At 57.0% G+C, this 19,687-nt stretch carries 19 protein-coding genes and 2 tRNA genes; 10 read left to right on the top strand and 11 right to left on the bottom strand.

Annotation, left to right across the window (positions count from 1 at the left end; genetic code table 11):
• Window positions 1-16 precede the first annotated feature (16 nt).
• The 4 genes from G6041_RS11980 to syd all read right to left on the bottom strand — a co-directional run bounded on the left by G6041_RS11980 (window position 17) and on the right by syd (window position 2,780).
• Window positions 17-466, bottom strand: coding sequence for a flavodoxin (locus tag G6041_RS11980; protein ID WP_012123914.1), 450 nt, complete (start codon window positions 464-466; stop codon window positions 17-19).
• A 3-nt stretch (window positions 467-469) separates the two neighbouring features.
• Window positions 470-1,267 (bottom strand): tRNA pseudouridine(65) synthase TruC, encoded by a 798-nt coding sequence (gene truC, locus G6041_RS11985; protein WP_012123913.1) that lies wholly within the window; start codon window positions 1,265-1,267, stop codon window positions 470-472.
• Window positions 1,264-1,593 (bottom strand): YqcC family protein, encoded by a 330-nt coding sequence (locus G6041_RS11990; protein ID WP_004388159.1) that lies wholly within the window; start codon window positions 1,591-1,593, stop codon window positions 1,264-1,266. The genes truC and G6041_RS11990 overlap by 4 nt, the downstream gene beginning before the upstream one ends.
• Before the next feature lie 641 nt (window positions 1,594-2,234).
• Window positions 2,235-2,780: a SecY-interacting protein gene (gene syd / locus G6041_RS11995; RefSeq protein WP_054628655.1), complete on the bottom strand. Its 546-nt coding sequence runs from the start codon at window positions 2,778-2,780 to the stop codon at window positions 2,235-2,237.
• A gap of 69 nt (window positions 2,781-2,849) precedes the next feature.
• Between syd and queF the strand changes: the two genes are divergently transcribed.
• The 5 genes from queF to xni all read left to right on the top strand — a co-directional run bounded on the left by queF (window position 2,850) and on the right by xni (window position 9,234).
• Window positions 2,850-3,695, top strand: a complete 846-nt coding sequence (gene queF / locus G6041_RS12000) for an NADPH-dependent 7-cyano-7-deazaguanine reductase QueF (RefSeq protein WP_012123911.1) — start codon at window positions 2,850-2,852, stop codon at window positions 3,693-3,695.
• A gap of 117 nt (window positions 3,696-3,812) precedes the next feature.
• Entirely contained in the window at window positions 3,813-5,177 is a 1,365-nt protein-coding gene (ppnN, locus tag G6041_RS12005) for a nucleotide 5'-monophosphate nucleosidase PpnN (protein ID WP_004388155.1), read from the top strand.
• A 450-nt stretch (window positions 5,178-5,627) separates the two neighbouring features.
• Window positions 5,628-6,914 (top strand): HAAAP family serine/threonine permease, encoded by a 1,287-nt coding sequence (locus G6041_RS12010; RefSeq protein WP_012123908.1) that lies wholly within the window; start codon window positions 5,628-5,630, stop codon window positions 6,912-6,914.
• Between the two features lie 66 nt (window positions 6,915-6,980).
• On the top strand, window positions 6,981-8,348 hold the full coding sequence (locus tag G6041_RS12015; RefSeq protein WP_041460388.1) for an L-serine ammonia-lyase: 1,368 nt from the start codon (window positions 6,981-6,983) through the stop codon (window positions 8,346-8,348).
• A gap of 130 nt (window positions 8,349-8,478) precedes the next feature.
• Window positions 8,479-9,234: a flap endonuclease Xni gene (gene xni, locus G6041_RS12020; RefSeq protein WP_012123906.1), complete on the top strand. Its 756-nt coding sequence runs from the start codon at window positions 8,479-8,481 to the stop codon at window positions 9,232-9,234.
• 244 nt (window positions 9,235-9,478) lie between these two features.
• On the opposite strand, the gene rlmM is transcribed toward xni, so the two are convergent.
• The 4 genes from rlmM to G6041_RS12040 form a co-directional block, all read right to left on the bottom strand.
• Window positions 9,479-10,579, bottom strand: coding sequence for a 23S rRNA (cytidine(2498)-2'-O)-methyltransferase RlmM (gene rlmM / locus G6041_RS12025; protein ID WP_012123905.1), 1,101 nt, complete (start codon window positions 10,577-10,579; stop codon window positions 9,479-9,481).
• On the bottom strand, window positions 10,572-10,967 hold the full coding sequence (locus G6041_RS12030; RefSeq protein ID WP_007701398.1) for a DUF423 domain-containing protein: 396 nt from the start codon (window positions 10,965-10,967) through the stop codon (window positions 10,572-10,574). Before G6041_RS12030 ends, rlmM begins: the two co-directional genes overlap by 8 nt.
• A 45-nt stretch (window positions 10,968-11,012) precedes the next feature.
• On the bottom strand, window positions 11,013-11,930 hold the full coding sequence (gene gcvA / locus G6041_RS12035; RefSeq protein ID WP_004385390.1) for a glycine cleavage system transcriptional regulator GcvA: 918 nt from the start codon (window positions 11,928-11,930) through the stop codon (window positions 11,013-11,015).
• Window positions 11,931-12,275: 345 nt separating this feature from the next.
• The gene (locus G6041_RS12040; RefSeq protein ID WP_004385389.1) at window positions 12,276-12,503 is read right to left on the bottom strand and encodes a YgdI/YgdR family lipoprotein; all 228 of its coding nucleotides are present in this window, start codon (window positions 12,501-12,503) and stop codon (window positions 12,276-12,278) included.
• A 192-nt stretch (window positions 12,504-12,695) separates the two neighbouring features.
• On the opposite strand from G6041_RS12040, the gene csdA reads away from it, so the two are divergent.
• Both csdA and csdE read left to right on the top strand, forming a co-directional pair.
• Window positions 12,696-13,901: a cysteine desulfurase CsdA gene (gene csdA, locus G6041_RS12045; RefSeq protein ID WP_041460387.1), complete on the top strand. Its 1,206-nt coding sequence runs from the start codon at window positions 12,696-12,698 to the stop codon at window positions 13,899-13,901.
• Window positions 13,902-14,345 carry a cysteine desulfurase sulfur acceptor subunit CsdE gene (gene csdE / locus G6041_RS12050; protein ID WP_012123901.1) on the top strand — a complete coding sequence of 148 codons (444 nt, stop codon included), beginning with the start codon at window positions 13,902-13,904 and terminating at the stop codon, window positions 14,343-14,345.
• Here csdE and tcdA read toward each other — a convergent pair whose 3' ends face one another.
• Window positions 14,346-15,155: a tRNA cyclic N6-threonylcarbamoyladenosine(37) synthase TcdA gene (gene tcdA, locus G6041_RS12055; RefSeq protein WP_004385386.1), complete on the bottom strand. Its 810-nt coding sequence runs from the start codon at window positions 15,153-15,155 to the stop codon at window positions 14,346-14,348.
• A gap of 109 nt (window positions 15,156-15,264) precedes the next feature.
• Window positions 15,265-16,362 carry a murein transglycosylase A gene (gene mltA / locus G6041_RS12060; RefSeq protein WP_004385385.1) on the bottom strand — a complete coding sequence of 366 codons (1,098 nt, stop codon included), beginning with the start codon at window positions 16,360-16,362 and terminating at the stop codon, window positions 15,265-15,267.
• 203 nt (window positions 16,363-16,565) lie between these two features.
• Here mltA and G6041_RS12065 point away from each other — a divergent pair.
• Together G6041_RS12065 and G6041_RS12070 are read left to right on the top strand one after the other, a co-directional pair.
• Window positions 16,566-16,642 (top strand) — tRNA-Met (locus tag G6041_RS12065).
• A 41-nt stretch (window positions 16,643-16,683) separates the two neighbouring features.
• Window positions 16,684-16,760: transfer RNA gene (locus tag G6041_RS12070), tRNA-Met, on the top strand.
• A gap of 88 nt (window positions 16,761-16,848) precedes the next feature.
• Here the strand turns inward: G6041_RS12070 and amiC are convergent.
• Entirely contained in the window at window positions 16,849-18,102 is a 1,254-nt protein-coding gene (gene amiC, locus G6041_RS12075; protein WP_012123899.1) for an N-acetylmuramoyl-L-alanine amidase AmiC, read from the bottom strand.
• Window positions 18,103-18,329: 227 nt separating this feature from the next.
• Between amiC and argA the strand changes: the two genes are divergently transcribed.
• Window positions 18,330-19,661 carry an amino-acid N-acetyltransferase gene (gene argA, locus G6041_RS12080; protein WP_032968395.1) on the top strand — a complete coding sequence of 444 codons (1,332 nt, stop codon included), beginning with the start codon at window positions 18,330-18,332 and terminating at the stop codon, window positions 19,659-19,661.
• Window positions 19,662-19,687: the final 26 nt, after the last annotated feature.

A 19,687-nucleotide genomic window follows, 5' to 3' on the forward strand; every position in this document is an offset into this window, starting at 1 on the left:
GCGCCGACCGCGTGGTTTACTTAAGCAGCGCGCTCCACTGCTCGACCCAGGGGCTGGAGAGCGTTTCCGGCTCCGGATATTCCGCGGCGTCAATGTATAACACCTCGCCGACGCGCTGCGCCGCATGCTCCTGCAACAGCGCGTCAAATTTCTTGCCGCCGCCGCAAAAATGGCTGTAACTGCTGTCGCCGAGCGCAATCAGGCCGTAACGCCGCGTCGGCTGATGACCGTGCTGATCTTTGATAGCCTGATAGAGCGGCACGATGCTGTCCGGCAGATCGCCCTGACCGGTCGTGGAAGTGACAATGAGCGCGTACCCATCGCCATAACGCTCCCAGTCGGTGATATCGGGATCTTCATATACCGTTGCGTTATGTCCCTGCTTTTTCAGGATCGCCTGTGCTTCTTCTGCCACCAGCAGTGAATTCCCGTACATCGTGCCGACAAAAATCCCTACGCTTGCCATCGCTTACTCTCCTTCTGGATTCAGACTGTCTTCATCGTGAGGGTTCACAGCGGGAAACTCAACCCCATCGGCAGCGGGGAGATGCGTCTGCCAGCCAAAATGCGCCAGCGCCTGACGCCAGACGTCATCCAGACCTGCGCGGATAGTGAACGGCGCGCCGGTAAACGGGTGCGTCAGCGTCAGCTCGCTGGCGTGAAGCATCAAGCGGTTACAGCCGAAATGCTCGGCCGCTGCGCGGTTCTGGCGCAAATCGCCATGCTTTGAGTCACCGATAATCGGGTGGCGCAGATGCGCCATATGGCGGCGCAGCTGATGTTTACGGCCGGTCTGCGGCAGCATCTCCACCAGGCTGTAGCGCACTGAATCATAACGCCCGACGGCGACCGGCTGCGAGGTGGTCGCAAGGCCGCGATAGTGCGTTACGGCTGGCTGCGGTTCCTTATCCTGCCGTGAGAATTTATCGGCGATTTTATCAAGCTCTTCCACCAGCGGATAATCCAGCACGGCGCTGTCGGTGAGCCAGCCGCGCACGATAGCGTGGTAGCGTTTCTGGATCTGATGCTGTTCAAACTGCTGCGCTAACCGCCTTCCCGCCTCGCTGGAAAGGCCCATCAACAACACGCCGGATGTGGGCCTGTCGAGACGGTGAGCGGTAAAAACGTGCTGGCCAATCTGATCGCGAACCGTCTGCATGACGACGACTTTTTCATCGCGATCGAGCCAGCTGCGGTGGACCAGCCAGCCGGACGGCTTATTGACCGCCACCAGCCATTCATCCTGATAAAGGATTTCGAGGCTCACGCGTCGTCACCGGCGAACAGCGCGTCCAGCTCAACCAGCGTCACCAGTACAGCGTCGCGCGCCGGATGGCTCGCTTCAAGCGCAACTTCATAATAAGGGGCAACGGCAAATGCCTGCGGCAGCGGCGCGCCGGCGTCCAGCAGCGCGTGCAGGCGTGGGATCAACACCCATTGCAGCCATTCGTAAGGCTCAAGCGTGTCCATGCAAAAAGGCTGCGTGCTTTCAAACGCGGAGGAATGCGGCGCGGCGCTTTGCCACTGCTGATGATGACGCAACACCTGTTCGACGCGCTGCAACTGCTGGCGAACCCGTTGATGGCGTTCCATAACAACCTCTGTGAATCAAAAAAACCGGGCGCGCAGCATACCATTTCCCGGCGGCAGAAAAAAAAGCATAAAAAAAGGGAGCACTGTGATAACACAGTGCTCCCGGTTCGTTTCGCAGCAGTCCGGCTACTTTTCGGTGCTCCCTGCTCGTCCGTGACAACTTTTCCTGCGGCCTTTCGACCTTACGTCCGTTTACGCGTCCTGCCCACATCGTCCTGATGTCACTGGTGCATCATCCTGATGCGTGTCCCTGGTCTTCCTGACCCACCGGTAATCCTGACCGGCTCACATTCTCCTTCCTGGAGGTGTCCCTCAGCGCTCCTGCGCCGTCCTTTCGCTTCATCCTGAAGCCTTCCCTGAATCGCCCTCCGGCGTGTCCTTTTTGAAGCGCCATCATCCTGATGTTCGCTTCAGCGCCACTCCGTGTCGGCAGGGATAGAATCTCGCAATCCGCCTGCACTTACAAGGCGGCTTACAGGTTCAATTTAAGATAAGTTTCATTCGCAAGCGAAGCGTGAGCACAAAGGCCTTTGAATTATAAGACTATTCATTTTTAGCTGACGTAAGAAAACCCTTACTCTGACGGCGATCTCTCACAGGGTTTGTGAGAGATCTCTTACACGGGTGCAGGCAAAAAAGGATTACACGAGGGGGGTAAGCTGGCTCAGAAATGTGCTGAGCGACGGTGCCAACACGCGGCGCTTGCGGGTGCCGAGCGTCTCCTGGACGACTTCACCGGTCAGGTTACACAGCGAAATCACATCCAGCTCGCTATCAAGCGTAGCAATAAAAATGGTCGGCGACAGCTTCAGGCGTTTTTGCGTCACCAGGTGGCCTATCAGGTTTTCCTGCACGCGGCGGAAATCGTCCTGGCTCCAGGCCTGTAGCAGCGTTAATGCTACGTCATCATACCGCGCGGCCATATCGCCAGCGTACTGGCTTGCGTAAAAGGCATGGGCGTCCGGCTGAATCACAATGTCGAGCGCCTTCTCAACCGCGCCGAGCGAATCTTCAGGCGTAAACGGCTGAGGTTCCCACTCTACCGCGTCCGGGTGGGTGGATACAATGCACGGGGAGGAAATACCGATATATTCTTCACTGACGGGCAGGCTGCCCCGCTGTTGCCGCCACGCTTCGCAGTAGCGCGCGCTGAATGCCGCCAGCGCCTGTTGGACTTCGTTTTGCACCAGATTCTCTCTTCAGGTCAGGTAAGATACACTGAACCCTGTATTGTACCTGTATTATCACGGTGACACATGACTTCTTATGAAAATCATCAGGCGCTTCACGGCCTGACGCTCGGCAAATCCACTGATTATCGCGACGTTTACGACGCCTCGCTGCTCCAGCCAGTTCCGCGCAGTTTAAACCGCGATCCGCTGGGCCTGCGCGCCGATGCCCTGCCCTTCCACGGCGCGGATATCTGGACGATGTACGAGCTATCATGGCTTAACCGCAACGGCCTGCCGCAGGTGGCGATAGGTCAGGTTGAGATTAACGCGACCAGCGTCAACCTGGTGGAATCGAAAAGCTTTAAGCTCTATCTCAACAGCTTTAACCAGACGCAGTTTGAGAGCCTGGAGGCGGTACGCGAGACGCTGGAGCGCGATTTACGCGCCTGCGCGCAGGGCGATGTCTCCGTCACGCTTCGCCGCCTTGAGGATGTGGAAGGCGAGCCGGTTGCCCGTTTTAGCGGCGACTGCATCGATAATCAGGATATTAACATCACCGATTATGAATTCGACGCCGCGCTGCTTTCCGGAGCCGCAGGTGAAGAGACGGTGGAAGAGACGCTGGTGAGCCACCTGCTCAAATCCAACTGTCTTATCACGCACCAGCCGGACTGGGGCTCCGTACAAATTCACTATCGCGGGCCGAAAATCTGCCGGGAAAAACTGCTGCGCTATCTGGTCTCTTTCCGCCATCACAACGAATTTCACGAGCAGTGCGTCGAGCGCATCTTTAACGACATCACGCGATTCTGCCAGCCGGAACAGCTCAGTGTGTATGCGCGCTACACCCGCCGCGGCGGTCTGGATATCAACCCATGGCGCAGCAACGGCGACTTTACGCCAGCCACCGGGCGTCTGGCGCGTCAGTAATTGCTAAACATCCCGCAAATCCGTCATGAAGGCGGTGCGGGGTGGGTTGTTAAATGTCACATGGCGGGGCTATTGTAATCAGAGGGAGCGGCGTTTATCGCCCCGTAAGGAGCTTACTTGATTACACATATTAGCCCGCTGGGCTCGATGGATCTGCTGTCGCAGCTGGAAGTGGACATGCTTAAGCGCACCGCCAGCAGCGACCTGTATCAACTGTTTCGCAATTGTTCGCTCGCGGTTCTCAATTCCGGTAGCCAGACCGATAACAGCAAAGCGCTGCTGTCGCGCTTTGAAAATTTCGATATCAATGTGCTGCGCCGCGAACGCGGCGTAAAGCTTGAGCTGATTAACCCGCCGGAAGAGGCCTTCGTCGACGGGCAGATTATTCGTTCGTTGCAGGCCAACCTCTTCGCGGTGCTGCGCGACATTCTGTTCGTCAACGGGCAAATCCATAACGCCGGGCGCTTTCAGCATCTGAATCTGACTGACTCCATTCATATCACCAACCTGGTGTTTTCTATCCTGCGAAACGCGAAAGCGCTGCACGTGGGCGAGGCGCCGAATATGGTGGTCTGCTGGGGCGGCCACTCCATTAACGAAACCGAATATCTCTACGCCCGCCGCGTCGGCAACCAGTTGGGGCTGCGCGAGTTGAACATCTGCACCGGCTGCGGGCCGGGCGCGATGGAAGCGCCGATGAAAGGCGCGGCGGTCGGACATGCCCAGCAGCGTTATAAAGAAGGGCGTTTTATCGGCATGACCGAGCCTTCCATCATCGCCGCCGAGCCGCCTAACCCGCTGGTGAACGAACTTATCATCATGCCGGATATCGAAAAACGCCTCGAAGCGTTCGTGCGTATCGCCCACGGGATCATCATCTTCCCGGGCGGCGTTGGTACGGCGGAAGAGCTGCTTTATCTGCTTGGTATTCTGATGAACCCACACAATGCGGATCAGGTACTGCCCTTGATCCTGACCGGCCCGAAAGAGAGCGCCGATTACTTCCGCGTGCTGGACGACTTTATCGTCAACACGCTCGGCGAGAAGGCCCGCCGCCACTATCGCGTCATCATCGACGACCCGGCGGAAGTGGCGCGCGAAATGAAAAAAGCGATGCCGCTGGTGAAAGAGTGCCGCCGCGAAACGGGTGATGCGTACAGCTTTAACTGGGCGATTCGCATTTCGCCGGATCTCCAGGTGCCGTTCGAGCCGACCCACGAAAACATGGCTAACCTGAAGCTCTACCCCGATCAGCCGACGGAAATTCTGGCGGCCGACCTGCGCCGCGCCTTCTCTGGTATTGTCGCGGGTAACGTGAAAGAGGTGGGCATCCGCGCCATTGAGAAGTACGGACGCTATAAAATTCATGGGGATGCGCAGATGATGAAGCGCATGGACGATCTCCTGCAAGGGTTCGTTGCCCAGCACCGCATGAAACTGCCTGGTTCTGCCTATATTCCCTGCTACGAAATCTGTACCTGAAATCAGGCGGCCGCGAGGCCGCCTTTTTTATCATCTGTCACTTAACCAAAACGTTTGCGCTCTAAAAAACACCGCGCATAATCCCGGAAATTTCTGCGAAAGAATCCGGACGTGCTGTTTTTGCTGGTTTTTACAGAAAATTAATCATCATTTTCTTCCGCTCTATTTACCTCATCTGCCGTCAGTGTCAGGCTCTGCGCGCATTAATAACGGTGTCACGCCCAAAGCCAGTGATATGATCTAAAAAACGCGTAATAAAAAAGTGGATTATTGCAATTGGGATCGGGATCACTGATAGATTCAGTGCGTGAATGTATCTTTCGCACCGCCAGAGATTTGGGGAAAAATTACAAAAAAATCCCGCTCTACAGGATTTCGTTTTACCGTTCGTCGCAAATTTATTGAATGTCACTTTAAAGTTCGTTTTTGCTTCCTCCAGGAGATACACAGATGGAAACGACTCAAACCGTCAATGTTGCTACAGCAGCCAAAAGCAGCGCGTGGCGAAAAACTGATACCATGTGGATGCTTGGCCTGTACGGCACCGCGATTGGCGCAGGGGTGCTTTTCCTGCCGATCAACGCCGGTGTTGGTGGCCTGATTCCCCTGATTATCATGGCAATTCTTGCATTCCCGATGACCTTCTTCGCACACCGCGCGCTGACCCGCTTCGTGCTGTCCGGTAAAAACCCAGGTGAAGACATCACCGAAGTGGTCGAAGAACATTTCGGCGTTGGTGCAGGTAAAGTCATCACTCTTCTCTATTTCTTCGCAATTTACCCTATCCTGCTGATGTACAGCGTAGCGATCACTAACACGGTTGATAGCTTCATTACACACCAGCTGGGGCTGACGTCTCCGCCGCGCGCGATCCTTTCTCTGATTCTGATTGTCGGCATGATGACTATCGTGCGTTTCGGCGAGCAGATGATCGTGAAAGCGATGAGCGTACTGGTGTTCCCGTTCGTTGCTGTCCTGATGCTGATGGCCTGCTTCCTGATCCCGAACTGGAGTGGTGCAGCGCTGGAAACTCTCTCTTTCAGCCATGCTTCCACCGGTAATGGCCTGCTGATGACCCTGTGGCTGGCTATCCCGGTCATGGTGTTCTCCTTTAACCACTCGCCGATCATCTCCGCTTTCGCCGTGGCGAAACGTGAAGAGTACGGCGCTGAAGCGGAGAAAAAATGCTCCCGCATTCTGGCGTACGCGCACATCATGATGGTCGTTACCGTGATGTTCTTCGTATTCAGCTGCGTACTGAGCCTCTCCCCGGAAAACCTGGCGGAAGCGAAAGCACAGAACATCACCATCCTGTCTTACCTGGCTAACCACTTCAATGTGCCGGTTATCGCCTGGGTAGGTCCGGTTATCGCAATCATCGCCATCACCAAATCGTTCCTCGGCCACTATCTGGGCGCACGTGAAGGCTTCAACGGCATGGTGATTAAATCGCTGCGCAGCCGTGGCAAAACCATCGAAGTAAACAAACTGAACCGCATCACCGCGCTGTTCATGCTGATCACCACTTGGATCGTAGCGACCCTGAACCCGAGCATTCTCGGCATGATCGAAACGCTGGGCGGTCCGATTATCGCGATGATCCTGTTCCTGATGCCGATGTACGCCATTGCAAGAGTCCCGGCGATGCGCAAATACAGCGGCCACATCAGCAACGTATTTGTGACCATCATGGGTCTTATCGCCATCTCCGCGATTTTCTACTCACTCTTCAGCTAATGTTTTGTCCGCGCCGCCGCCCGGCGGCGCGAGCCCTCCCCCGTTATTTATTCGATGGTACACATCATGATCAGCGTTTTTGATATTTTCAAAATCGGTATTGGTCCTTCCAGCTCCCATACCGTAGGGCCAATGAAAGCGGGCAAACAGTTCACCGACGACCTTGTCGCGCAGAACCTGCTGCATAAGACGACGAAAGTGGTGGTGGATGTGTATGGCTCCCTGTCGCTGACCGGCAAAGGCCACCATACCGATATCGCCATTATTATGGGCCTTGCGGGCAACCTGCCGGACACTGTAAACATCGACGCCATTCCCGGTTTCATTCAGGACGTGAATACCCACAGCCGTCTGATGCTGGCGAACGGCACGCACGAAGTGGCGTTCCCGGTGGATCAGTGCATGAATTTTCATGCCGATAACCTGGCGCTGCACGAAAACGGCATGCGTATTACCGCGCTGGCGGGCGACGATGTTATCTACAGCCAGACGTATTACTCGATTGGCGGCGGCTTTATTGTTGACGAAGCCCACTTCGGCCAGACGCAATCGTCCGCAATCGATGTACCGTATCCGTATAACACTGCCGCAGATCTTCAGCGCCACTGCCGTGAAACCGGCCTGTCGCTCTCCGGCCTGATGATGAAAAACGAGCTGGCGCTGCACAGCAAAGAAGAACTCGAAGCCCATTTCTCGCAGGTGTGGGACGTAATGCGCGCAGGCATTGAGCGCGGCACCACCACCGAAGGCGTTCTGCCCGGCAAACTGCGCGTCCCGCGTCGCGCCGCCGCGCTGCGTCGTATGCTTGTCAGCCACGACAAGAACGACGCCGATCCGATGAACGTCGTGGACTGGATCAACATGTTCGCGCTGGCAGTCAATGAAGAAAATGCCGCAGGCGGTCGCGTGGTCACCGCGCCAACCAACGGCGCGTGCGGTATCGTACCGGCGGTGCTGGCGTACTACGACAAATTTATCCGTGAAGTAAACGCTAACTCACTGGCGCGCTACCTGCTGGTGGCGAGCGCGATTGGCTCACTCTATAAGATGAATGCGTCTATCTCGGGTGCCGAAGTTGGCTGTCAGGGCGAAGTGGGCGTCGCCTGCTCAATGGCGGCGGCGGGCCTTGCGGAACTGCTCGGCGGCAGCCCGGCGCAGGTCTGCATCGCAGCGGAAATCGCCATGGAGCACAACCTGGGGCTGACCTGCGACCCGGTGGCAGGGCAGGTACAGGTGCCATGCATCGAGCGTAACGCTATTGCCTCAGTGAAGGCCGTCAATGCCGCGCGCATGGCGCTGCGCCGCACCAGCGAGCCGCGCGTCTGCCTCGATAAAGTCATCGAAACCATGTTCGAGACCGGCAAGGATATGAACGCCCGCTATCGTGAAACCTCACGCGGCGGACTGGCAGTTAAAGTGGTCGCCTGCGATTAACCCCCTCCTCACCGCCCTGTTCGCAGGGCGTTTTTTTGCGCGTTATCTTCCTGAATCCACCCGGCTTAATGGTGAGCATCCGGCAAAAATGTTACGGTAACGGCCTGTCATTTTCGTAAGGGATGCCGCCATGCCCGTTCATTTGCTGATTGTCGATGCGCTAAACCTGATCCGCCGGATACATGCGGTGCAGGGCACGCCGTGCGTGGATACCTGCCTGCACGCGCTGGAGCAACTGATTGGCAACAGTCAGCCGACACACGCCGTCGCGGTGTTTGATGATGAAGCCCGCGCGCAGGGCTGGCGTCACCAGCTTCTGCCTGATTACAAAGCCGGACGCCCGCCAATGCCGGACGATCTGCACCAGGAGATGCCCGCGCTTCGCGACGCTTTTACCCGCCGCGGCGTGCCCTGCTGGCATGTGGAAGGCAACGAGGCTGACGATCTCGCCGCGACGCTCGCAGTGAAAGTGGCGGCAGCGGGCCATGAGGCGACCATCGTGTCGACCGATAAAGGCTATTGCCAGCTCTTACGTCCGGAAATCCGCATCCGCGACTATTTCCAGAAACGCTGGCTGGACGCGCCGTTTATCGAGAGTGAATTTGGCGTGTCGCCAGGCCAGCTGGCGGATTTCTGGGGGCTTGCAGGAATTAGCAGCTCGAAGATACCGGGTGTGCCGGGTATTGGCCCGAAAAGCGCCACGCAGCTGATTAATGATTTCGGCACGCTCGAAGCGCTCTACGAGCGGCTCGACGACGTGCCGGATAAGTGGCGTAAAAAGCTCGAAGCGCACCGTGAGAGCGCCTTTGTTTGCCGTGCGGTGGCGACATTGAAAACGGATTTACAACTCGACGGGAATTTGCAGCAGCTGCGGTTGCATGGATGATTTTGGGGCGCTTCCAGTAAAAAGGCGGGTGCGCTCACGCTTACCCGCCCTACATTAGTTATTCAACCGTATATCCCGTAGGGTGGGTAAGCGCAGCGCACCCACCATACCATAATTATTCAACCGCATATCCGTAGGGCGGGTAAGTGCAGTGCACCCGCCATACCATAATTATTTAACCGCATATCCGTAGGGCGGGTAAGTGCAGTGCACCCGCCGTTTCCTTATGCGTCATTCAACGCGCTTATCGCTCGTCGCGACGCCCGCCGACGGCAGCCCACCAGCGGCGCACGTGAACGGTCACTTCCTCACGGTCGTGATAAAGTTGACGCGCCTGGATCTGCGCGTTAATACCGTGTTCATCCAGCTGCGCCTGAATCGAGGCGATATTCTGCGACACCTCTTCATAGCGCTTTTTCATCGGCAGCTTGAGGTTGAAAATGGTTTCGCGGCACCAGCCGTTCACCAGCCACTGCGCCATCAGCGCCGCGACTTTGGCCGGTTTTTCCACCATGTCGCACACCATCCAGGTAATGTTGGTGCGGGTCGGGCGATATTTAAAGCCGTCTTCACGCAGCCACGTCACCTGCCCGGTATCCATCAGGCTCTGCGCCATCGGGCCGTTATCCACCGACGCGACCCACATGTTTCGTTTCACCAGCTGATAGGTCCAGCCGCCAGGGCAGGCACCCAGATCCACCGCGTACATGCCGTTTGCCAGACGCTCATCCCACTCATCCGCCGGGATAAACACATGAAACGCCTCTTCCAGCTTCAGCGTTGAACGGCTTGGCGCGTCTGCCGGGAATTTGAGGCGCGGAATGCCCATATAAAACGGCGAGTTATTATTGGTATACGAATATCCGGTGTAGCAGCAGCCCGGCGCGATGAAAAAGACATGCACCACCGGGCGCTTCGGCGTTTCGAAATTCGCCAGAATCTTCGCGTCGCGAAGCGCAGTACGCAGCGGCACGGTGAATTTGCGGCAGAACTTCATCAGCTCTTTGCTTTCGTTGGTGTCCGCCACTTCAACACGCAGCTCACCGCCCTTCTCTACCACGCCCTGTAACATTCCGACGACCGGCGTGACGCGATCTTCCGGCGGCAGATCCTGCAACAGCTCGCCTGCCACAAACATCTGGCGGGCAAAAATCAGCGAGCTGAATGGCAGCTCGCGCGCGAGCTTATCGGCATCGTCTGGCTGGTAACATTCGAAAATCACATAGGCGCTGTTTTCTTTGACGCGGGCGAAACCAAACACGCCCTGCTGCGCGGCTTTGTCGGTTATCTCTGCCGCGCACTCTTTCTCAAAACCCTGACGGCAGTACAAAATGACCTTATTCATGAACCGAACCTTTACGCTTCAGACGCACCGCGCCAATTAACATTAATATCCAACCGGCCAGAAAACTTACGCCGCCGACCGGCGTAACGAAGGCCCATAAATGAAGATGAGAGAGCGCCAGACAATATAAGCTGCCGCTAAAAAGTACCGTGCCGAGCGCCAGGAAAACGCTGCTCCAGTAAAACCAGATGCTGATGCGACGCTGCATCGCGACCGCCAGCCCTAAAATCGCGAGCGTATGAAACGCCTGATATTCAAGGCCGGTCTGGATCCAGCCCATCTCCGCAACGCCGAGCGTTTTACGTAAAACGTGTGCGCCGAAGGCACCCAGCGCCACAAAAACAAAGCCACTGATTGAGGCGAAAATCAGCATAAAACGGCTGGTCATGATGTAACCCTACAGTAAAGCGCGATTACATCGCGCGAATCGTCGTTATTGTTCATAGCGAAAACGGAATTTTTCTTGTTCACTCGCCGCCTTCGCCAGTATCCATTGTCGAAAGGCCGCTATTTTACCCAGTTCTGCCTGGCTGTCATGACAAACGAGGTAAAAAGCGTTTTTACTGACCAGGACATCGTTGAACGGGCAGACCAGACGGCCCGCTTCGATCTCCGACTGCGCCATCACATTGTTGGCGAGCGCCACGCCCTGGCCGTGAATAGCCGCCTGCAGCACCATCGCGCTGTGGCTGAAAATGGGTCCCTGCTGGACATTAATATGATTGAGACCAAGCTGGCGCGTATAAGTTTGCCAGTCGCGGCGCGAAGCGTCATGCAAAAGCGTGTGGCGGGCTAAATCCTCGGGCGCTTTTAACGGCTTGTCGCCCGTGAGCAGCAGCGGCGAGCAGACCGGCAGCAGGTACTCGGCGTAGAGTTTTTCTACGCGTAGCCCCGGCCAATTGCCTCGCCCATAAAAAATCGCCACGTCCACATCATCGGCAAGCTTATCTTCCTGCCGATCCACCGCCTGAATACGCACGTCGATCCCAGGCCAGCTACTGTTAAAACTGGAGAGCCGCGGCACCAGCCAGTGGATCGCGAAACTCGGCAGCAGGCTTACCGTCAACGCGCCTTTTGCGCTGCGCGCCTGGAGTTTGCGCGTCGCTTCCGTCAGCTGTGAGAAAATCTCTTTGATATCCTGGAAATAGCTCTGCCCCTCTTCCGTTAACAGAAGAGAACGGTTGCGTCGGCGGAATAACTTAAGCCCCAGGAAATCTTCCAGTGATTTTATCTGATGGCTGACGGCAGCCTGGGTGACAAACAGCTCTTCGGCGGCTTTGGTGAAGCTTAAATGGCGTGCGGCGGCATCAAAAACACGTAATGCGTTTAACGGCGGTAATCGCTTGGACATGATGATTTGGCTTAAGTGTAAATGCGTATTAACAAACGAGAAACAAGTCGTCACCCATTAGTTTTTTTTATCTGAGCCATTATAATTTGTCCGTTGAGGTTACACCAGCAAATACCTATAGTGGCGGCACTTCCTGAGCCGGAACGAAAAGTCTTTAAGAATGAGAGTTCTGGAGGGCTTTTGGCTTACGGTTGTGATGTTGTGTTGTTGTGTTTGCATTTGGTCTGCGATTCAGACCATCGTAGCTAAGCTACTCTTTCACTTCCTGTACATTTACCCTGTCTGTCCATAGTGATTAATGTAGCACCGCACTTTGCGGTGCTTTTTTTTGCCTGCGCGAGTCGATTATTTCTCCAGCGCAACCATCTCTTTCACGTCAGTACGGTTGATCTGCTGCTGATTACCGTTGGCGTCTTTATATTTGATCATACCGGTATCGTCATCGGTTTTCGGTTTCCCGTCGGTCACGATAGAACGGCCATCATTGGTATGCATTACGTAGTTAGGACCGGAACAAGCGCTCAGAGCAAAAGTCATCATGCATGCTGATACTACAGCGGCAAGTTTATTCATGGTTCTTCTCCTTTAGAGTTTAATGCTATGTAAACTTCGTCTGCTAACAGGCTGAAATATTCACCTAACACTATTCAGCATAACCTGCTTTCTGCCGTTTGCCAGAATAAACAGACTTATCCGATGGTTATCAATGACCTTGTTTAACGACGTCAAATGGGCCACGATCGAAGGACTGGAAAGAGGAGTATCATGAAAGCATTCAGTCCCGCCCAATTTCGCGCGCAATTTCCCTCGCTTCGTGACGCGGGCGTCTATCTCGACAGCGCCGCCACGGCGTTAAAGCCACAGCCGGTTATCGACGCCAGCCAGCAGTTCTATTCGCTGAGCGCCGGAAATGTGCATCGCAGCCAGTTTGCCGAGGCGCAGCGCCTTACCGAGCGTTACGAAGCCGCGCGTGACGGCGTCGCACGATTAATTAACGCGCCCGACAGCCGCGATATCGTCTGGACGCGCGGCACCACCGAATCCATCAATCTCATCGCCCAGTGCTACGCGCGTCCGCGCCTGAAGCCGGGCGATGAGATTATCGTCAGCGAAGCAGAGCATCATGCCAACCTGGTGCCGTGGCTGATGGTCGCGGAGCAGACCGGCGCGAAGGTCGTGAAACTGCCGCTGGGTGCCGACCGTCTGCCGGATCTCTCAACTCTCCCCACGCTCATCAATGAACGCACATTCCTGCTGGCGCTCGGCCAGATGTCCAACGTCACCGGCGGCTGCCCGGATCTCGCGCGGGCGATTGCCAGTGCCCATGCTGCAGACGCGGTGGTGGTGGTGGATGGCGCGCAGGGCGTGGTTCACTGCCCGCCTGACGTTCAGCATCTGGATATCGATTTTTACGCTTTCTCCGGCCACAAACTCTATGGCCCGACCGGCATCGGCGTGCTGTATGGCAAAACTGACCTGCTGGCGCAGATGTCGCCGTGGCTGGGCGGCGGAAAAATGGTAACTGAAGTGACGTTCGATGGCTTTAAAACCCAGCCGGTGCCGTACCGCTTTGAGGCGGGCACGCCGAATGTCGCGGGCGTTATCGGTCTTAGCGCCGCGCTCGCCTGGCTTGAGGATATCGATCTGGTGAAAGCTGAAAGCTACAGCCGGGGGCTTGCGACGCTTGCCGAGGCGGAACTGGCGAAACGCCCGGGCTTTCGCTCGTTTCGCTGTCAGGATTCCAGCCTGCTGGCGTTTGATTTCGCAGGCGTGCACCACAGCGATCTAGTGACGCTGCTCGCGGAATCCGGCATCGCGCTGCGCGCCGGCCAGCACTGCGCCCAGCCGCTGCTGGCGGCGCTTGGCGTCAGTGGCACGCTGCGCGCCTCTTTCGCGCCCTATAACACGCAAGGCGACGTCGAGGCGCTGATCGCCGCCATCGACCGCGCGCTGGACATACTGGTGGATTAAATGACGACTGCTTACCTTGCCGGGCACCCGTTCGGCGCTTCCATTACCCCTGACACGCTGCGTGAGACGTTTGGCCCGCTCACCCAGTGGGAAGATAAATATCGCCAGCTGATCCTGCTCGGCAAACAGCTTCCGGCGCTGCCGGAGGAATTAAAACAAGAGGCACAGGAGATCCCCGGCTGTGAAAACCGGGTCTGGCTCGGCTATGAAAAACGCCCCGACGGCGGCCTGCACTTTTATGGCGACAGCGAGGGGCGCATCGTGCGCGGATTGCTGGCGGTGTTGCTCACCGCCGTGGAAGGCAAAACGCCGCAGGAGCTACAGGAACACTCTCCGCTGGCGTTATTTGACGAGTTAGGGCTGCGCGCCCAGCTCAGCGCGTCTCGCGGCCAGGGCCTGGCGGCGCTGGCGCAGGCGGTACAGAACGCCGCCCGCAACGCCTGATCACACGGCGCTGCGCGCCGCTTTCGCCATCATCTTCTTCAGCGCGTGCGACACCGCCACAAAACCAAACGTGGCGGTCACCATCGTAGCCGCGCCGAAACCTGAAGCGCAGTCCATACGCTTCGGCCCTTCCGCCGTGCTTTTCATCGCGCACACCGAGCCGTCGGCCTGCGGATAGACCAGCGCTTCGGTGGAGAAAACGCAGTCCACGCCAAGTTTCCCTTTGCTGTTTTTCACCACGCCGAAATCGCTCTTCAGCCGCTCGCGCAGTTTCGCGGCCAGCGGGTCCTGAATGGTTTTGGCGAGATCGACCACCTGGATCTGCGTCGGATCGGTCTGCCCGCCCGCGCCGCCGGTGGTGACCAGTGGAATTTTATTACGACGGCAGTACGCAATCAGCGCCGCCTTTGGCCGCACGCTGTCGATAGCGTCGATGACATAGCTAAACCCGGCGTTCATGTATTGCGCCACATTATCGACAGTGACGAAATCATCTACCACGGTGATGCGGCACTCCGGGTTGATCTGGCGAATACGCTCGGCCATCACTTCGGATTTCGCCTGCCCGACCGTGTCGCGCAGCGCATGGATCTGACGATTGGTATTGGTGACGCACACGTCATCCATGTCGATAAGCGTAATCGCGCCGATACCGGTGCGCGCCAGCGCTTCCGCCGCCCATGAGCCGACACCGCCGATACCCACCACGCAGACATGCGCGTCGGCAAAGAGCTGCAACGCCGCTTCGCCATATAAACGAGCCGTGCCGCCAAAGCGACTGCGCCAGGCGTCTGTGATAACTACAGCCATAAAACCTCAGATATAAAAAGGGTGAGAGTTCTCCCTCACCCTTGCTCAGAAATCCGCAGGCCCGGCAGACGTTACGCCGCCGGGCGACAGGTTGCTCAGAATAGCATAATCAGCCGCTGAACACGTTGCCGGCACCCGGCGCGGTTTTCAGCACCCAGACGCGGCCGTAGTGATTATACCAGCCTGCGCGGTGCCCGGCGTCCGGGCCGATGCCCTGATAAATATCGAAATGCTGGCCTTTAATCGCGCCGCCGACATCCAGCGCCACCATCAGCCTGAGCTCATATTGTCCGTTGAACTTGCCGTTATTGTCCAGCAGCGGCACCTCTGCCAGCAGCGTGGTGCCTGCCGGAATAATCGAGCGGTCAGAGGCCACCGACGCGCGGCCAATCAGCGGTACGCCGCTTGCGCCTTTCACCGGCGCGTAATTTTGCGGTTTAAAGAAAACGAAAGACGGGTTTTCTTCCAGCAGCGCGCGTACTTCCTGCTCGCTGTGGGTTTCGCCCCAGTGGCGAATCGCCTGCATCGACATATCTTCACGCTTCACTTCTCCGCGATCGATAAGCACTTTACCGATGCTGCGGTACGGATGGCCGTTTTTACCGGCATAGGCGAAGAAATTCAGCGGGCGTCCGTCGCCGAAATCGATATAGCCGCTGCCCTGCACATCCATAATGAAGTTATCCATCAGCGAGTTGCTGTATGCCAGCACGTAGTTATCGCTGAGCGCGCCGGCGTAAATCTCGGCGCGCGACGGCAGGCGTCCGCGTTTCGGCGGCATACGGTAAATCGGGTACTGGAATTCGCCCTGACGGGTATAGCGCGCCTGCACCACCGGCGTGTAATAGCCAGTGAACTGGACGTTGCCGTAGTTATCCGCCCCTTCCATCTGCCAGGCGTCGATGCCGAACTGGCGCAGCGAACGGGTATCGCCACCGGCGCGCAGCCACTCCTGCACGGCGTTATAGACGCTGCTTTGAGAGCCAAAAAGACGCGGAGAGGCGCTGCGAATAGCCGCGACCTGCTCGGAGAAATCTCCGGCGTTAATGGGCGCGCCAACGGCGTCCGGCTGGTTTACCAGCGAAAACGGCTGCGTAAATTTGCCGTCTTTATATTGCTGACCGCGATCGGTCGGTTTGGAGGAACAGGCGGAAAGCAGCGCGATCATCGCCCCTGCCGCCAGATATTTTGCCCAACGTCCTTTCATGACTCTCTCCGCTATTGCGCTGTCCGCAGGCGAAGATAGCAAACCGGCGCTCGCAAGGAAACGCATAAGCCCTTTCAGACAGGCATCGGGATTAAAGAATCATCAACACGGATAATATTTCGGCAAGCTGACGCCGATTCAGCTTATTGTTTTAAAAAAAGGTTGCAACGAAAGCTCAGCGGAGTATAGTGCGCATCCACGGACGCGGGGTGGAGCAGCCTGGTAGCTCGTCGGGCTCATAACCCGAAGGTCGTCGGTTCAAATCCGGCCCCCGCAACCAATTAACGCGCACGGCGCGACAATGTGAAGCAGTAAAACGGACGCGGGGTGGAGCAGCCTGGTAGCTCGTCGGGCTCATAACCCGAAGGTCGTCGGTTCAAATCCGGCCCCCGCAACCAATAAAATGAACACCCTGACGGGTGTTTTTTTATGCCTGCAATTCAGCATTCCCTTTGACTGCCTTTTACGGCCCGTTAAAAAGGCGCGTTATCCGCGCCTTGCCAGCGTCCCGCCATCGGCAAAGTAAGCTTTGATCCCTGCCAGAATCGACTCCGCCACTTCCTGCTGGAATGTCGCGGTGCGAAGCTTACGCTCCTCTTCCTCATTACTGATAAACGCGGTTTCGACCAGAATCGAGGGAATATCCGGCGCTTTCAGCACGGCGAAGCCCGCCTGATCCACTTTGTTCTTATGCAGTTTGTTGACCCGCCCGAGACGCCCTAACACCTCTTTGCCAAATTTCAGGCTGTCGGAAATCGTCAGCGACTGCACCATGTCAAACATGGTGTGATCGAGATAAACGTCCCCGCTTTTACTCACGCCGCCTACCAGGTCCGCGGCGTTTTGCGTTTGCGCCAGATATTTCGCCGCCGTACTGGTCGCCCCTTTGGTTGAGAGCGCAAAAACGGACGAACCGCGCGCGGCGCGGCTGGTAAAGGCGTCAGCGTGAATAGAGACAAACAGGTCGGCGCGCTGCTTCTGGGCCTTCGCCACGCGCACTTTCAGCGGAATAAAAATATCTTCGTTGCGGGTCATGAACGCTTTCATGTTCGCTTCGCGTTCAATCAGCGCGCGCAGGCGGCGGGCGATTTGCAGCACCACGTCTTTCTCACGCGTCTTATTCTTGCCAATCGCGCCGGGGTCTTCGCCGCCGTGGCCGGGGTCGATCATAATGACTATCGGGCGATCGCGCCCTGCTTTGCCCGGCTGCGGGCCGCTGGTGGCAGGCGGCACCTGTTTATCCAGCTCGCCCTTGTTGTAATCCTCAAGCAGCGCCAGCAGCGGATCCTGCTCGTTAGTGCCGTTAGCCGGGTAGAGATCGATAACCAGACGTTCGCGGAACTCGGCGACCGGTGCCAGCGCAAAAAGATGCGGCGTCACGTTTTTCTTTAACTCAAACACCATGCGCACGGTTTTCGGGTCAAACTGCCCGACGCGCGCGGATTTTATAAACGGATCGTCGACACGGATCTGGCTGCCCACGCCTTTTAGCACCGCGTTCAGGTTAACGCCTTCGAGATCAACCACGATGCGTTCCGGGTTACTTAGCGCGAACTGGCGATATTTCAGCACACGGTTAGATTCCAGCGTCACGCGGGTATAGGCGGAAGCAGGCCAGACGCGCACCGCAATAACCTGGCCCGACGCAGCCAGGCCTGCCTGGCTGACGCTCAATAACCACATCGCCCCCGCGCCCTGTAACAGCTGGCGGCGACTAAAAAGATGACTGGAACCTGACATGCCACTCCCGAGCACTAATGCGAATAACTCAACTTACGACCCAAATGGCCAAAAACTTTAGCGAATGGTAGCGAAACTGTCATCTATAAAAGGGTAAACAAATGCCTTTGAACGTCTAAGTTCGCGGTAATGACGCGCCGCCGCCATAAAATTGCCACTTGCGCATGGGATAATAAAAGAATAAAAATACACAAATTACGAATAAACATTCACTGAGAGGTTTTGCCGTGGTGAAGGAGCGTCGAACCGAACTGGTCCAGGGATTCCGCCATTCTGTTCCCTATATTAATGCCCATCGGGGCAAAACGTTTGTCATCATGCTTGGCGGCGAGGCCATTGAGCATGAAAACTTTTCCAGTATCGTCAACGATATAGGTTTGCTTCACAGCCTCGGCATCCGCCTGGTGGTGGTTTATGGCGCGCGTCCGCAAATCGACGCCAACCTTGCCGAACACCATCATGAGCCGGTTTACCACAAGCACACCCGCGTCACCGACGCCAAAACGTTGGAGCTGGTAAAGCAGGCGGCCGGGTTGTTGCAGCTCGATATCACCGCCCGACTCTCAATGAGCCTCGGCAACACGCCGCTGCAGGGCGCGCATATTAATGTGGTGAGCGGCAACTTTATCATCGCGCAGCCGCTCGGCGTGGATGACGGTGTCGATTACTGCCACAGCGGGCGCATTCGCCGCATCGATGAAGACGCTATTCACCGCCAACTCGACAGCGGCGCGATTGTGCTGCTCGGGCCGGTGGCGGTGTCGGTGACAGGCGAGAGCTTTAACCTGACGTCTGAAGAAGTCGCCACCCAGCTTGCCATCAAGCTTAAGGCTGAGAAGATGATCGGGTTCTGCTCGTCGCAGGGCGTGATGAGCGACGACGGCGACATTATTTCCGAGCTGTTCCCGAACGAGGCGCAGGCGCGTCTTGAGACGCTGGAAGCGGCAGGCGACTACCACTCCGGTACCGTGCGCTTTCTGCGTGGCGCGGTCAAAGCCTGCCGCAGCGGCGTACGTCGCTGCCACCTTATCAGCTATCAGGAAGATGGCGCGCTGTTGCAGGAGCTGTTCTCCCGCGACGGTATCGGCACGCAGATTGTGATGGAGAGCGCCGAGCAGATCCGCCGCGCCACCATTAATGACATCGGCGGCATTCTGGAGCTTATCCGGCCGCTGGAGCAGCAGGGCATTCTGGTGCGCCGCTCGCGCGAACAGCTGGAGATGGAGATCGATAAATTCACGATTATCCAGCGCGATAACCTGACCATCGCCTGCGCCGCGCTCTATCCGTTCCCGGAAGAGAAAATCGGTGAAATGGCATGCGTGGCCGTTCACCCGGATTACCGCAGCTCAGCGCGCGGCGAAGTCCTGTTGCAGCGCATCGCCACCCAGGCCAAACAGATGGGTCTATCCAAACTGTTTGTGCTTACTACCCGCAGCATTCACTGGTTCCAGGAGCGCGGGTTCGCGCCGGTGGATATCGACCTGCTGCCCGAAAGCAAAAAGCAGATGTACAACTATCAGCGCCGCTCGAAGGTGCTGATGGCGGATTTAACCTGACAGCCCCGCTGCGGCCTGGCCATCGC

Origin of the sequence: Cronobacter sp. HA18003 (assembly GCF_011605905.1) — a bacterium.
GTDB lineage: Bacteria > Pseudomonadota > Gammaproteobacteria > Enterobacterales > Enterobacteriaceae > Cronobacter > Cronobacter sakazakii.

Bases quoted from the DNA above. Each gene is read 5' to 3' on its own strand.
- xni (WP_012123906.1), top strand. From the start codon at position 8,479: ATGCCCGTTCATTTGCTGATTGTCGATGCGCTAAACCTGATCCGCCGG.
- G6041_RS12040 (WP_004385389.1), bottom strand. From the start codon at position 12,503: ATGAATAAACTTGCCGCTGTAGTATCAGCATGCATGATGACTTTTGCT.
- amiC (WP_012123899.1), bottom strand. From the start codon at position 18,102: ATGTCAGGTTCCAGTCATCTTTTTAGTCGCCGCCAGCTGTTACAGGGC.
- G6041_RS11980 (WP_012123914.1), bottom strand. From the start codon at position 466: ATGGCAAGCGTAGGGATTTTTGTCGGCACGATGTACGGGAATTCACTG.
- csdA (WP_041460387.1), top strand. From the start codon at position 12,696: ATGAAAGCATTCAGTCCCGCCCAATTTCGCGCGCAATTTCCCTCGCTT.
- G6041_RS12015 (WP_041460388.1), top strand. From the start codon at position 6,981: ATGATCAGCGTTTTTGATATTTTCAAAATCGGTATTGGTCCTTCCAGC.
- G6041_RS12030 (WP_007701398.1), bottom strand. From the start codon at position 10,967: ATGACCAGCCGTTTTATGCTGATTTTCGCCTCAATCAGTGGCTTTGTT.
- tcdA (WP_004385386.1), bottom strand. From the start codon at position 15,155: ATGGCTGTAGTTATCACAGACGCCTGGCGCAGTCGCTTTGGCGGCACG.
- queF (WP_012123911.1), top strand. From the start codon at position 2,850: ATGACTTCTTATGAAAATCATCAGGCGCTTCACGGCCTGACGCTCGGC.
- rlmM (WP_012123905.1), bottom strand. From the start codon at position 10,579: ATGAATAAGGTCATTTTGTACTGCCGTCAGGGTTTTGAGAAAGAGTGC.
- gcvA (WP_004385390.1), bottom strand. From the start codon at position 11,930: ATGTCCAAGCGATTACCGCCGTTAAACGCATTACGTGTTTTTGATGCC.
- mltA (WP_004385385.1), bottom strand. From the start codon at position 16,362: ATGAAAGGACGTTGGGCAAAATATCTGGCGGCAGGGGCGATGATCGCG.
- G6041_RS12010 (WP_012123908.1), top strand. From the start codon at position 5,628: ATGGAAACGACTCAAACCGTCAATGTTGCTACAGCAGCCAAAAGCAGC.
- G6041_RS11990 (WP_004388159.1), bottom strand. From the start codon at position 1,593: ATGGAACGCCATCAACGGGTTCGCCAGCAGTTGCAGCGCGTCGAACAG.
- csdE (WP_012123901.1), top strand. From the start codon at position 13,902: ATGACGACTGCTTACCTTGCCGGGCACCCGTTCGGCGCTTCCATTACC.